General features: G+C 47.5%; 13 protein-coding genes, 1 tRNA gene and 1 pseudogene. 4 read left to right on the forward strand and 11 right to left on the reverse strand.

What is annotated here, in order from left to right:
• Positions 1-2 precede the first annotated feature (2 nt).
• Together IPL71_RS13160 and IPL71_RS13165 are read left to right on the forward strand one after the other, a co-directional pair.
• Positions 3-1,298, forward strand: coding sequence for a DNA repair protein RecN (locus tag IPL71_RS13160; RefSeq protein ID WP_345322274.1), 1,296 nt, complete (start codon positions 3-5; stop codon positions 1,296-1,298).
• Entirely contained in the window at positions 1,295-1,735 is a 441-nt protein-coding gene (locus tag IPL71_RS13165; protein ID WP_345322276.1) for a DNA repair protein RecN, read from the forward strand. The genes IPL71_RS13160 and IPL71_RS13165 overlap by 4 nt, the downstream gene beginning before the upstream one ends.
• Before the next feature lie 188 nt (positions 1,736-1,923).
• Here IPL71_RS13165 and IPL71_RS13170 read toward each other — a convergent pair.
• The 3 genes from IPL71_RS13170 to IPL71_RS13180 form a co-directional block, all read right to left on the reverse strand.
• Positions 1,924-1,995, reverse strand: a tRNA-Arg gene (locus IPL71_RS13170).
• Between the two features lie 249 nt (positions 1,996-2,244).
• Positions 2,245-2,712 (reverse strand): hypothetical protein, encoded by a 468-nt coding sequence (locus IPL71_RS13175; RefSeq protein ID WP_345322278.1) that lies wholly within the window; start codon positions 2,710-2,712, stop codon positions 2,245-2,247.
• A gap of 119 nt (positions 2,713-2,831) precedes the next feature.
• Positions 2,832-3,143 (reverse strand): hypothetical protein, encoded by a 312-nt coding sequence (locus IPL71_RS13180; protein ID WP_345322280.1) that lies wholly within the window; start codon positions 3,141-3,143, stop codon positions 2,832-2,834.
• A 457-nt stretch (positions 3,144-3,600) separates the two neighbouring features.
• Here IPL71_RS13180 and IPL71_RS13185 point away from each other — a divergent pair, with 457 nt between their 5' ends.
• Both IPL71_RS13185 and IPL71_RS13190 read left to right on the forward strand, forming a co-directional pair.
• On the forward strand, positions 3,601-4,329 hold the full coding sequence (locus IPL71_RS13185; RefSeq protein ID WP_345322309.1) for a DUF6597 domain-containing transcriptional factor: 729 nt from the start codon (positions 3,601-3,603) through the stop codon (positions 4,327-4,329).
• Between the two features lie 123 nt (positions 4,330-4,452).
• Positions 4,453-5,388: a DUF6597 domain-containing transcriptional factor gene (locus IPL71_RS13190; RefSeq protein ID WP_345322282.1), complete on the forward strand. Its 936-nt coding sequence runs from the start codon at positions 4,453-4,455 to the stop codon at positions 5,386-5,388.
• 54 nt (positions 5,389-5,442) lie between these two features.
• Here the strand turns inward: IPL71_RS13190 and IPL71_RS13195 are convergent, their stop codons facing one another.
• The 8 genes and pseudogenes from IPL71_RS13195 to IPL71_RS13230 all read right to left on the reverse strand — a co-directional run bounded on the left by IPL71_RS13195 (position 5,443) and on the right by IPL71_RS13230 (position 13,408).
• The gene (locus IPL71_RS13195) at positions 5,443-6,915 is read right to left on the reverse strand and encodes a phytoene desaturase family protein (RefSeq protein ID WP_345322284.1); all 1,473 of its coding nucleotides are present in this window, start codon (positions 6,913-6,915) and stop codon (positions 5,443-5,445) included.
• Positions 6,912-7,772: a hypothetical protein gene (locus IPL71_RS13200; RefSeq protein ID WP_345322286.1), complete on the reverse strand. Its 861-nt coding sequence runs from the start codon at positions 7,770-7,772 to the stop codon at positions 6,912-6,914. The genes IPL71_RS13195 and IPL71_RS13200 overlap by 4 nt, the downstream gene beginning before the upstream one ends.
• A gap of 59 nt (positions 7,773-7,831) precedes the next feature.
• Positions 7,832-8,575: a hypothetical protein gene (locus tag IPL71_RS13205; RefSeq protein WP_345322288.1), complete on the reverse strand. Its 744-nt coding sequence runs from the start codon at positions 8,573-8,575 to the stop codon at positions 7,832-7,834.
• A 120-nt stretch (positions 8,576-8,695) separates the two neighbouring features.
• Positions 8,696-10,294, reverse strand: a complete 1,599-nt coding sequence (locus IPL71_RS13210; RefSeq protein ID WP_345322290.1) for a phytoene desaturase family protein — start codon at positions 10,292-10,294, stop codon at positions 8,696-8,698.
• 209 nt (positions 10,295-10,503) lie between these two features.
• Positions 10,504-11,700, reverse strand: coding sequence for an aminomethyl transferase family protein (locus tag IPL71_RS13215; protein WP_345322292.1), 1,197 nt, complete (start codon positions 11,698-11,700; stop codon positions 10,504-10,506).
• A gap of 35 nt (positions 11,701-11,735) precedes the next feature.
• Positions 11,736-12,281 (reverse strand): hypothetical protein, encoded by a 546-nt coding sequence (locus IPL71_RS13220; protein WP_345322294.1) that lies wholly within the window; start codon positions 12,279-12,281, stop codon positions 11,736-11,738.
• 322 nt (positions 12,282-12,603) lie between these two features.
• The gene (locus IPL71_RS13225) at positions 12,604-13,023 is read right to left on the reverse strand and encodes a hypothetical protein (RefSeq protein ID WP_345322296.1); all 420 of its coding nucleotides are present in this window, start codon (positions 13,021-13,023) and stop codon (positions 12,604-12,606) included.
• A gap of 55 nt (positions 13,024-13,078) precedes the next feature.
• Positions 13,079-13,408 (reverse strand): annotated as a pseudogene (locus IPL71_RS13230) (cupin domain-containing protein).
• Positions 13,409-13,426 lie beyond the last annotated feature (18 nt).

The following is a 13,426-nucleotide window of genomic DNA, read 5'->3' on the forward strand; positions in this document are numbered from 1 at the left end:
CTATGCTTACTGAACTTCACATCCAAAACTTTGCAATCATAGACAAACTTGACCTGCGCTTTGACTCTGGTCTCATCATCCTCACGGGTGAAACTGGCGCGGGCAAATCCATCATCCTTGACGCGGTCGTCATGCTTCTCGGCGGCAAAGCGGATACCACCTTCGTGCGCTCTGATTCAGACGCCGCATTTGTCGAAGCGGTGTTCCAGCTCACCGGTCCGGAAAAAGAAGCGGTGCATTTCATCCTCAACCGCGAAGAGCTGATGGATGATCCCAATTATGTGGTGCTCATGCGCGAAGTCCGCAAAGAGGGACGCAGCGTGGCGCGCATTAATGGCCGCACGGTGAATGTTGGATTGTTGAAGGAACTGGGCGCGCTGCTGATCGACATCCACGGGCAGGCGGAACATCTCTCGCTGCTCGATCCGCGCGCGCACCTTGGCCTGCTCGATCGCTACGCGGAAGTGGCCCGGCCCCTCAGCGACTACCGCCAGACCTATCACTCGCTGTTAAATTTGCGCCGTGAGTTGAATGATTTGCGCAAGTCGCAATCTGATGCAGACCGCCGTATTGAAATGTTGACCTATCAAGCCGAAGAGATCGAATCGGCGAGATTGAAAGTGGGCGAAGATGAAGAATTGCGCAAAGAGCGTGACCGCTTAGCTAATGCCGAAGCCCTTGCACAAAATGCACAGGAAGCGTTGGCTGTGTTGGATGAAGGTTCGCCCGAAACTCCCGCCGCGACCGACCTGGTCGGACAGGCCGCACAGGCGCTGGCGACTCTCGCAAAAATTGATGCGGGTCAGGCTGAGTTGGCGAATCAAGCTGAGTTATTGCTGGATACGATCTCCGATGTGATCCATGGTCTGCGTGATTATCTTGACGAGATCGAGTTCAATCCCAAGCGGCTTGAAGATGTGGAAGAACGCCTGGATGTGATCCATTCGCTGACGCGCAAATATGGCGGCAGTATTCCCGCGGTGATCGCCTATGGCGAAGATACCCGCAAACAACTTGAAACTATTACGGGCGCGGTGGATCGTATTAATGACTTGGAAATGCAGGAAGCGAAGTTGCTGGAAAAGGTTGCCAAACAAGGCGGTGTGCTTTCTGAGAAGCGCAAGTCTGCTGCCATTAGCATGGGTAAAGGCATTGAAACTGAACTTGGTGATCTGAAGATGGCTTCTGCCCAATTTGGTGTGGACTTTCAAACTAAGCCAGATGTCAACGGTGCGCCTCTGGCCGATGGCAGGCGCATCGCCTTTGATCAAAATGGTTTTGATCGCGTTGAGTTTTGATCGCGCCCAATCCCGGTGCAGGACTTAAACCGCTGGCAAAGATCGCATCTGGCGGTGAAACTTCCCGTTTGATGCTTGGCTTAAAGAATGTACTAGCCAGCGCTGACGAAGTCCCGTCTCTGATCTTTGATGAGATCGATCAAGGCATCGGCGGGCGTGTAGGTATGGTGGTGGGACACAAACTTTGGAATCTTTCGCGCACACATCAGGTCTTTTGTGTGACGCATCTTCCCCAATTGGCGGTCTTTGGTGATCAGCATTATCAGGTGCAAAAACTGATCGATAATGGACGCACGCTAACCCGCGTTGAATCTCTGGATGGTGATGCGCGCCTGCTTGAACTTCCTCAGATGCTCGGCGAGGTTGGTGAAGGGACATTACGTTCTGCGCACGAGTTATTGCAAATTGCGCGGCAGATGACCAAAGAAAAGAAATAGAAAATCATATAAAAAAACTCCTGTTCGTTGACAGGAGTTTTTTTATATGATTAAGTAATTGTCATTAAAATGTTGACAGCAAGGGTGAGGGGGGCACCCTTGCTGTCAACGAGATTAATATTACACCAACGATTCATTTCGCGCAAGTGTTTTTCATTAGAAATTGATTAATGTTTTTTGTAAATTAGTGCCCCGAGTAGGAATCGGACCTACATCTAAGCCTTAGGAGTGCCTTGTTCTATCCATTGAACTATCGAGGCGAGCAGGAAGATTATACACAAAAGGGTGGAATATATCCATTCAGGTTATTTTTGAGCGGATGTTTCTCTTGTTTGCCTTCTCTCAATGAGAGAGAATATGCCTTGGTGCTTTTGCGTTAAGAAACTCAGATTAAAGACAAGTCAAGAACCAAAGATGGCAACTGGAGTTATATAAAAAGCAGGTCGCGTCTCAAACGCGACCTGCTTTTTATAACAACATAATTGGGCTTGTTTCGTCTTTTTTGTGTTTCATAGCCCCAGATCGCGCATATAGTTTTCAAACTTATGTTTATAGACTTCTTTTTTTTTACGCCGTTCCATCGAGAGTGCAGAAAAAAGGGAAAGAACCGCACCAATTAGAATTCCAGCGGAAAGCATGATGAGTTTTAAGATTAGTGTGTTTGCTTCTTCCTCTGGCTTGATTGGCCCCATGAAGGGGGTAATGATAAAAAACAGCACGCCCTGTAGGAGGCCAAGAATGCCGCCTGCCAATGCTGTTTCCAATAAGCGAGTGGAGGATTTCTGCGTTTTTGAACGTAATGAACAGGCCGCTCCTGTGCTTATCGCAAGTAACCAGGCCATTGGTGTGATACAAATCACTCCAGGATAGCCAGACCATGTAATAAGCAGTACGGCTGCCAGCCATGGAGCAAAGTGACCAAGGGAAGTTCCGAAGATGGAACGAATATCAAGTTTTGTGGTTGTAGTTGTTTCCATGTTGATTGTTGGGTCCTTTTAAATCTTAAGCCTTCCAGATACGTTTTGCCTTGAGATAGCTTTAATGTCGAACTTCCATAATGGAACTTCTCTTTATTCTTATTCCTGAGAACAGGCGCTCACGCCTGATGTTCCCAGGTTGGTTTTTTTCGTAAATGATGTTTCACGATCATCCAGCCGATCAAGAAGAACGGCAGTGTGGAAAGAACCATCTTAATATCCAGGATCGCCGCACCAATGACAAACATGACCGACAACAGGCTGCCAATCCCTGCCATGCCAAGAAGTGTCAACGTTTTGCCTGGGGATTTCTGAAATAATGTGATGACTAGCAGCAATTGTCCTGCAAGAGGGAGCAGAGTCAAAGGGTGCGCAGCGGAACTGAAGTCTGTGAAGAGCTTGGGGATTACTTCGGTCTCTGCTTGAAGCAAAAAACATCCTGTTGCCTCCACACCATTCCAAATACCCTGTAAACGAAGCCAGGATCAATGCAAGGTTTAGGATTTTACTTTTCATTTTTATTCATCTTCAATCACTATGAAAGCCGCTGAGTCACTTCTCAATTTTCGCTCAGAAAATCAGTAACCGACCGGGAAGAAATATTCTCCTGAGTTATAGAAAGCGTGGTGCGCCTGTCTGTTTCTGTGCCAGTTGGAAACAACTTCCGCGCCGGATATATTATGTTTGATAATGACTGAGACGCTGATCATAATGAGCTTTTTGAGTTGAAAAGACTGGCTTATATTAATGCTTCCAAGTATGTATAATAGCATTTGTTATGAAGAATGTATTGCAAAAAACCGCAAAACAGTTCCGTAAAAATCAAGCCGACATAAGGGGATTCTGGACCCGGTTTACGCCGCCACACGCTTCGAACTTGGCCGATACCTGCCCTCGTCCGAACTGGCTCCCTTCGTCGAGCATCATTGGACTATCCACTGGGATTTGCGCGGACAGCCGCCATATATCTCTGAAGTGCTGCCGCATTCCAGTATTAATTTCGCCTTCACCGTGGAGCGGGGCTGGATCACAGGCATCACCACCGGGATGTATACCTACGAAGTGAAGGATGCCGGCTCGATCATCGGGACAATGTTTAAGCCGGGCGGGTTCTACCCATTCTGGAAGAAAAACATCGCGACCATCACTGATCAGGTAATTGATACGGTTACGGTTTTCCCTGAAGCGAATGAAGATTTTCGGTATGCCCTGTTCGATCAGGAAAATGATGAAGCCATGGTCGCCAAGGTAGAGGAGTTGCTTTTATCCAGAAAGCCGCGCATTGACCAGAACCTCACGCTCATCACGTCGATCCTCGAAGCGGTCAACACGGACAAAGACCTGCGCACCGTGGAAATGGTCACAGAGCGATTCTCCATCAGCGAGCGGACGGTTCAATATCTTTTCAAAAAATATGTCGGGGTCGGGTTGAAGTGGGTGTTGATGCGCTATCGTCTGCTCGAAGCCGTGGAATTGGCGGCTCAGCTTAAAGACCCCAATTGGGCATTGGTCGCCGCAGATTTGGGGTACAGCCATCAATCGCACTTCGTCAACGATTTTAAGAAACTTGTCGGCAAAGCGCCTGAACAATATGCTCAGTCCATTCGCGCCAAGTAGAATAGGGCGCTGGCTGAATCAAAACATCCGACACGATGAAGCGTCGGATGTTTTGATTTATCTCAGTGACTTTACTGCATTTTATTCAATATAGAATTGACTATTCGTCATTATGAAAAAGCATTGAAAAAACCTGCAAGATTCCATCGAAAAATATATGACTTAAGGCGGATACCTTTATTTTTTGATCTGGATACAATAACAGATGTTATGGACACAGTTTTAAAAATACCTGCATATCATTATCATCAAAAAAGAAGAAGGTATAAAGGGTTTCTCAACCCAATTCAGTCCCACACACACCTACAAATTAGGCAATACCTGCCCTCTCCAGAATTGGCTCCTTTTATAGATCAACACTGGATAATTTGCTGGGATTTACGTGGACAATCTTCTTACGTTTTTGAAATCATGCCGCATTCAAGCGTCAATCTTTCCATTAGATCGAATAGCGCCTGGATCACTGGCATTACAGATGGAGTATATAGGTACGAAATGAAAGGAATTGGGGCGATCATCGGGTCGATGTTCAAGCCGGGCGGATTCTACCCGTTCTTGCAGAATAACCTCTCCACCATTACCAGTAGAGAAATTGAAGCCGCTGAAGTCTTTACCGAAGCGAATGCCGCGTTTCGCTACTCCCTGCTTGGGCTGGAAAGTGACCAAGCCATGATTGCCAATATGGAAACACTATTGTTATCCAGAAAACCTTGTATAGACCCAAACCTCGAACTCGTCACTTCGATCTTTGAGGCAATCAAGACCGATAAATATCTGCGAACAGTCGAAGAGATTGCAGAACAGTTTGCTATTAGCGAACGCACGCTTCAATATGTATTCAAAAAGTATGTCGGGATTGGTCCAAAATCCATGTTGATGCGCAATCGCCTAATGGACGCTGCGGGATTGGCCGCCCAAATTGAAGACCCGGACTGGGCATCCGTTGCTATAGATCTTGGCTACAGCCATCAATCACATTTCGTCAACGACTTCAAAAAAATCATAGGCAAAGCGCCCGAGCAATACGTACAATATATACGCGACATATGCAACAAGTGAATATGAACTTGATCAAAAAACATCCGAAACTTCATTGTTTCGGATGTTTTTTGTTTACTTCAATGATTTGACTGCATTCCGTCCTGCCGCGCCGCTGACTCCCCCCCCGCCGTGGACTCCGCTTCCGCAGAGATACAAGTTATCAATGGGTGTCTTGTGATTCGACCAGCCTGGGATCGGTCGCATGAACAGGAATTGATCGAGCATGAGTTGACCGTGGTTGAGGTCGCCTTCGGTGAGACCGTAGGTGGACTCCAAATCTTGAGGCGTGATGACGTGATGCGTAATGCGTGATGCGTGAAGTGCGGGGAAGTATTCTTCCAATGTCTTGATTGCCAACTCGGCAACCTTTGCACTTTCCACTTTCCACTCACTATTTCTCAAAGCATACGGCGCAAATTGGAAATGGATGGAAACCGTGTTGCCCGAAGTTGTTACTTCCAAATAAGGTTTCTCAGAAATCTCACCATACTTCGATGCGTCGTAGGCGCGTTCGAGGTATTTGATGGATGGGGCGAGGACGACTGTCCCTTCGGGGATGCCGTGATTGCCATTCGTCTGCAAGTGGACTTTCGCCACCGAGCCGCGCATTTTGATGGATTGGGTGTGCCAGACGAAGTCGGGTGGCAAATCCTGTGCGCCGACGAGTTTGAGCAGGGTGTGTTTCGGGTCTGCGGAGGAGAGGATTTGATTTGCAAGAATCTCTTCGCCGTTCGCGAGGATGACGCCTTTCGCGATTTGACTTTCTACTTTGATACTTTTTACTTCTGACTCGGTTCTAATTTCACCGCCAAAAGATTTCACGGCATTCGCTAAAGCAGTTGTGATCTCACCCGCTTTGCCAACGTTGACATTCGCCAGCCCACCGCGATTCATCCAGTTGTGAATCAAGGTGTAGCCTGTACCCGCGCCCATCGGTCCCAGCGTGAATCCGTGGATGCCGACAGATGCAATCGCTGCTTTGACCACGTCCGATTCAAAATATTCATCGAGCAATTCCTGCGCGGTCATTGGCAGGGCGCGGATGAAGTTGAGCATGTCTTTGCGACCCGCGAGTTTCAGTTCGAGTCCCAACTCCAGCAAGCCGTAGCCTTCGCGGATGTTGAAGTTCAGCGGCAGGCGCGGCATGATGGTGGCGTAGGCGGTGTCGAGAATGCTCGCGGCTTTATCCATGAAGCGGACAAATTCAGGGAAGCGCGCCGCGTCTTTTTCGGAGATGCGTTTGATGGACTCGGCGTCGAGGGTGAGGTGTTTGCCGTCAGATTGCAGAGAAATGAAAGCTGGCTTTTCGTTTACTTTGGGAAGCGATAGTTTCAAGTCCTTGATGATGTCAGGGCGGAGAGTTCCGCCTGTCCAAACGGCGTCAGCGGTGAAGCCTTCGCCGAAGGATTCTGTCACAACCGAGCCGCCGACGATGGCGCGGCGTTCGAGAACCAGAACCTTTTTGCCTTGCTTGGCGAGATATGCGGCAGCGACAAGTCCATTGTGCCCCGCGCCGATGATGATGGTGTCGTAGTGATTTGTCATGAATAATTCCTCTTATATCCTAGATCAGTTACAGTTGATTCTTTTGTTACCCAATTTACTGTTCTTCCATCAGTCAGATGGTCAATAACTCTTGGCTGATATTCACCTTCGTAACCTAAAGTCTTAAGCGCTATACGAATGAGAATATCATGCAGATGATCCTGAGTTTTTATTATTTCACCCGATTCATAAGTACCATTCTCCATCTCAAAATAGCCCGTATGTATTGGGGCATTTCGTATTTGAGATAAAAAACTTGCCCAATTTCTACTTCCGCCGTTTATCTCAGAGTAATGTTTTTCCATAATTTCTGAATCGGGCAATTTGTAAAACCTCAACAACTCAATTACTTTTAAACCAAAATCGCCGTCTTTATTGTTCGCGTTTTCGATTCTGTTTCCTATTCTTCTGAGCGTGGTGCTTGCCTCAATTAAGTTCTCTTTTTGAGCTTGCCGCATTATTTTTTCTACTTTGTTTTTTGCTTCCATCAAAACTTCTTTTACTCTTTGCTGGTACTCTGCAGGCAAGTAATCCATTAAATTCTGCGACCCAAAGCCGTGCTTTTCACTTAATCCCTCAATTGCGCGAGTTAGTACTGTCATCGTGTTTTCAAAGTGACGTGAATATGGAAGTAAATCTATTAGATGGCTAATCAACACACGAAAATAAGTTTGATTAAACTCTAAAGAATTGCTTGCAACAGAAAGGAGATGTCCTAAACCGTTGTGTAAAGACTCACTTATGGCTGAGTAACCTTTTTCATAAGCGGTCTTTTTTGATGGGAAATGCTCTCTACGTATTAACTTGCCCTCATCATCTCTAATTTCCAACCATGAAGCCCCGATTTCTATACCCAAAGCAAAGCTAAGCAGATTAGTGTACTGATGAGGAAACCAAGCAGTATTTGTGTTAACAGTTACTCCCCAATCATTAATGAAGTTACACTTTGTTTCTCTTTCCCAGATTTTAAATTTTCATCCCTTTCTGTGTAGTCAGGAAGAGGTTCAATAAAACCGACTTGTTCTCCAAAATTAAAACCTATCAAAAAATTCCTTCGATTAGAAGTGTGCCATGCTATTTGCTTCTCTTTTTCTTCATCTATACCTACAACTTCAGGGGTTGAAAACTGCCTTAGTGGGTGTTGAGTCAATAATGGATGAGTGTTCTGACGAAAGGTCGTAGTCAGGTTAACCAATGGCGCAACCCAATACTTTGGCTCTTTTTTGTTTTCTGTGATAAAAGTGCCACGAGAAAACCAGAAAACAATATAACTATGAGTTTCAAGTGTTGTCCAATAAATATTGCCTTCTATAGTAAAAATTCCATCGCTTGTTTGAACGCTCAATTTCGTGCAAGGATGATTGTTATTTGACCCAATAGGAATCATAACTTGGTTTGGATTCCCAAAAGTGCGGTACAAAAACTTTAGTATTCTATATGTTTCTGAATTACTTTCTATCTGCATTTCCGTGTTTAAACGCTCATATTTCATTTCAATTTTGAGATCGCCCAGTTCATTAACCGTTACCTTGGTCTCTCCTTCAACAGTGCCTGATGGGTTTTCAAAGGATGCTTTTCCCCACCCTTCATAGGTAAGTTCACTAGAGAACCAAGGATTATGAATTGGAGAATATTTTTCTAAAAGTGTTTTTTCATCCATTTTACTTATCCATTATTTCAGGTCTTATTGAACAAAACCAAAAGGTAAAGTCAATCTCATTTTACAGAATCAGCTCACAGTTAAGAAAGAAGCGGTGGTCCATCGTCTGCGGTCTATCGTCTACATTCCATCCTTCAAAATTTCTTTTGCCGCCAACATGCCTGCCGCGCCCATGACGCCGCCGCCTGGGTGCGCGCCGCTTGCGCCGAAGTAGTAGCCTTTGAGCGGGGTGCGGAAGTCTGCCCATTGCGGGGTGGGGCGCAGGAAGAAAATTTGGTGCAGCAGCAGTTCGCCGTGGAAGATGTTGCCGCCCGTGATGCCCGCGATGGCTTCGATGTCTTTCGGTGAGATGACCTGCATGCCGACGATGGCTTTGCGGATGTTCGGCGCGTATTGTTCGATGGTCGAGACGACCGCTTCGCCGAGTTCGTCCCGCCGCGTGTCGTTCCAGCCGCCTTCGAGGTCGTACGGCGCGTATTGCACGAAGCAGGACATCACGTGCTGTCCGGGAGGAGCCATGTCTGGGTCAATCATGGATGGGAAAATCATATCGAGATACGGGCGCTTGGAAATCTGCCCGTACTTCGCGTCGTCGTAGGCGCGCTCGATGTAGTCAATGCTCGGGCTGATGGACACAGCGCCGCGATGCAGCGCCGAGTCGTGACCTTTGCCTTTGAATGGCAGCGCGGTGAAGTTGGGCAGTTCGCTCAACGCGATGTTGACCTTGCCCGACGAGCCGCGTGTGCGGAAGTTTTGCAGCGCGGTGACGAACTCATCGGGGAAATGTTTTTGTTCAACGAATTGCAGGAAGGTACGCTTCGGGTCTGCGGCGGACATGACAACTTTGGATGTGAGTTCATCGCCGTTCTCGAGAGCGACGCCAACAGCGCGTCCATTCTTAACGATGACCTGCTTCACGCTTGCGTTGAGTCTGACTTCCACTCCGAGCGCTTTCGCTGCGCTAAGGATGGAGCCGCTGACTCCGCCAGAGCCGTTCTTGGCAAAACCCCACGCGCGGAACGCGCCGTCAATTTCGCCCATGTAGTGATGGAGCAAAACGTACGCCGTGCCTGGCGAACGCGGACCGAGGAAGGTGCCGATGATTCCACTGGCAGCTTTGGTGCCTTTCAACGGGTCAAACTCGAACCACTCTTCAAGTAAATCCGCTGAGGATTGGGTGGCGAGTTTTGCAATGGCGTACAATTCTTTTTCAGAAAGATTCGCCGCGAATTGACCAACTTTGAGCAAGCCCATCAAGTCCTTCACGCTGAGTGAGGACGGGTCAGGCGGAATGAGATTGATGATGGGCTTGATGGCTTTTGCCGCACGAGCCATAACGCGGGCATATTCATCATAGGCTTCCGCGTCTTTGGGGGAGTGACGATAGATTTCGCGGCGGGTCAGGTCGTGGTCGTCCCATGCGCCGAGATAATCTCCGTTTTCCATCGGGGTGACGGTGGAAGGAAGCGGAAGGATTTTGAGTCCGTGCTTGGGCAATTCCAAGTCACGGATGATCTCAGGGCGTAACAAACTCACCACGTACGAAAACTCGGTGAATTTATAGCCAGGGAAGATTTCCTCGGTCACTGCCGCGCCGCCCGCGATATGTCTGCGCTCGAGCACGACCACTTTTTTGCCTGCCCGCGCGAGGTATGCGCCAGCCACAAGTCCATTGTGACCACCGCCGATGATGATTGCGTCGTATTGATTAGATGTCATAGATAATTCCTTTTAATCACCAGAGACACTTGCACCGTACGCCAGTGCAGGTGTAAACGGAGATGAACAGAGATTTTTTGTACACGGATTGGACGGATTTCACGGTTTAACACGGATTCTTTTTTGTTTAAAAAATCCGTTCTTTTCCGTGTAATCAGTGAAATCCGTGTCCGAATTTTTCATCTTTGTTTATCACCGTTCATCATGGTTCATTTCTTCTTCCACTCAGGCTCATAGAACGGCAGCTTGACCACTTTGGCAGGCGCGTGCTGACGGTGATGTTCGACTGTGATTTCCATGCGTACATCGGTGCCGACTTCAAAGTAGGGCTTCTGTATGTGCGCGAGGGCAATGTATTTTTTCAACACAGGTGACCATGTGGAAGTTGATGCGTATCCCACTTGTACATTACCAACAAAGATCGGCAAACTTCCGCGCACGGCTGTGCCAGGGATTTGCGGCGGCATACCAACGCCTGCGAATAACTTTTCCATGCCAACCCAATCCACTTCCAAACCGACCATCTTCCATGTGGAGCCTTCGCGCTTCTCACGTTCCAGCGCGCGGCGACCGACGAAGTAGCCGGGTTTATCGAGTGCGACTGTCCAATCGAGTCCCAGCTCAAAGGGAGATGATTTCTGCGGTTCAATCCACGCGTGGGATGCGGAGGTGTAATCCACATCCAGCATGAAGAGACCTGCTTCCACGCGCGCCATGTCCATTGCCAAAATGCCGACAGGCGCAATGCCGTAATCGCCGCCGACTTCCATCAACTTATCCCAGATTGGAAGCGCGTCTTTCGCGTCCATCCAAATTTCGTAACCGAGGTCACCTGTGTAGCCTGTGCGTGAAATGGTGACTTCAACTCCGCTAATCTTGTTCTTCATCATGCGGAAATACTTCAACTCATCCACGGGTTTCTCGGCGACGATGTTCAAGACCTTGCGCGTGTTCGGTCCCTGAAAACTAAGCGCCGCCACATCGTCCGTGACTTCGGTAATTCCCACTTCCATGCCGACCGCGTTCATCATCAGCCAGCGCAGATTCGGTTCGGCGGCAGTGAGGCGGAAGGTGGTCTCATCGAAGCGGGTGACGGTGCCATCGTCGATCATCTTGCCTTCTTCATCGCACCAGCCAGTGTAGAAGACTTGTCCCACGCTCATCTTGTGGATGTTGCGGGTGGTGACGCGATGCAGCAAAGCCGCCGCGTCTTTGCCTTTAATCACATACTTGATCAGCGGTGAGACATCGATCAGCGCCGCCGCATTGCGGATCGCCCAATACTCGCGGTCGATCGTATGTTCATACGACCCGACGACGAAGTATCCCGCCCACTTGCGCCAATTCTGCGGCTGGCACAACGCGGACGTTCGTTCATGGAATGGAGTGGTTTTGAGATTGAGCATTTATTTAACCTTTCAAAAGTAAAGACATGGTTCAGCTAGAAATTGGCGAAGAAGCTGAAAATGTATTGATAGAAACCAGACATGATAACAGGCTGCCCGAACATGTACACATCAACGGAGGGTATCAGGAGGTTAACGATTAGTGTGATATTGATTATTTTTTTCCAATTATGTTCCGAGTGTTCCAGAACTTTCCATGAAATTAATATTGCCATGAAAGTCCACCCGAATAATCGGCTGGTATCAACACCCATGAAGATCATTAAGATTCCAGACAGGAGTATGACGATGATCTGAAATGCTTCTTTTGTTCTTCTTTTTGATAATAGATATGTAATTGCGCCGATCACCATAATCCATAACGCTTTGAGTGAAAAAACAATGCCCATTAAGGCTCTTGCGGGGTCATCCAGTATCCACATTAAATTTGATTTTTCGCCAAGGTTTCTGGTTGCCAGCACCCCGGCGATACCATCATTGAGAGCAAATAGCATAAAGATATAGATGCCGCTGATCACAAAAAACTGTATAAATCCTTTGGCGTTAAACAAGGTTAATGCAAGAGAGAACCAAATAATCAAACTCGCTTCATGTGATGCGAGCGATAGTACGAACAGGGACAGTTTTGATCTTGTGTCCTGGACGAATATAAAAGAGAGAAGAATAAAGATGCTGATAAGAACATCGGGGTATCCTGGAGTTCGTATTTGGAAATATATAAAACTTGTTGTTCCAAGTGAGATAAGCTGCCAGAAAGAGACTCGAATTTGATTGGACTCGAACCATAGCCGAAGGACAAAGATCAATGCCAGGTGCAGATAAACGAAAACATTAGAAAGAACAATGGCCCGCGCATAAAAAGAATATGGGCGATCGCGGGCATTAAAAAGCGGCGGTGATAACTTACCGTCGACAGCTTCGTGAACATAATAAGGCTTGTGTTTGCATATTCCTCCGCCAAACCACTGATCTGGCCGGGCGGGAAAATAAGGCATAAACAAATAATAATAAAAGCGCCTGTGCTGCATGTGCGTATGTGATTCGAGATCTGCGAACCATGCCGGATTGACGGATACTTTGAAATATTGGAACCGACAGAATAAACAAGCTGAATAAAGGGCGATTCCCGGATCGGCGTAACGATTGCCGCCAGGATTGCTGGATCATTTTTGAAAGATCCGGGTTGATAAAAATCTGTAATCCTGTACCGGTAAAAAGGAAAGGAGAGATCTGATGCCAGTTTGTGATAAGAGCAACAGCCCAACCCACCTGCCCACCAAAGAATATCACCGAATATTTTTTTGTTCTGATTTTTATGTCCATTTGATCCATCTCAATGGATCTGAGAGGTGTAAAAATAAGGGAGATGCATTTATGCTTATCCCTTCAATGAATATTCTGCTGGCGCGAAGAAGACGATCACGGTTAATTCCTCTTCTATCGCGTGGAAACGATGTTCCACGTTCTTTGCCACATATACAATTGAACCTGACTGTACAGCACGGTTTTCATCTGCCACTTGAATTTGCGCCTTGCCACTGACGATGTAGTAGACCTCATCTTCTGTGTGCGGGCTTTGCGGATCGATCCCGCCCGCGGGGAGGATGTACACTCCCATGCTCAGGTCGGGGACCCGAGAAATTCAAGATAAAGTTTTTTTTGAGTCGGCATGCTGTGAAATGAGTTGGTTCAGTTCGTAGGATTTCATGGTTTGTCTCCAGAGTTG

The organism is Candidatus Villigracilis proximus (assembly GCF_016717045.1).
GTDB lineage: Bacteria > Chloroflexota > Anaerolineae > Anaerolineales > Villigracilaceae > Villigracilis > Villigracilis proximus.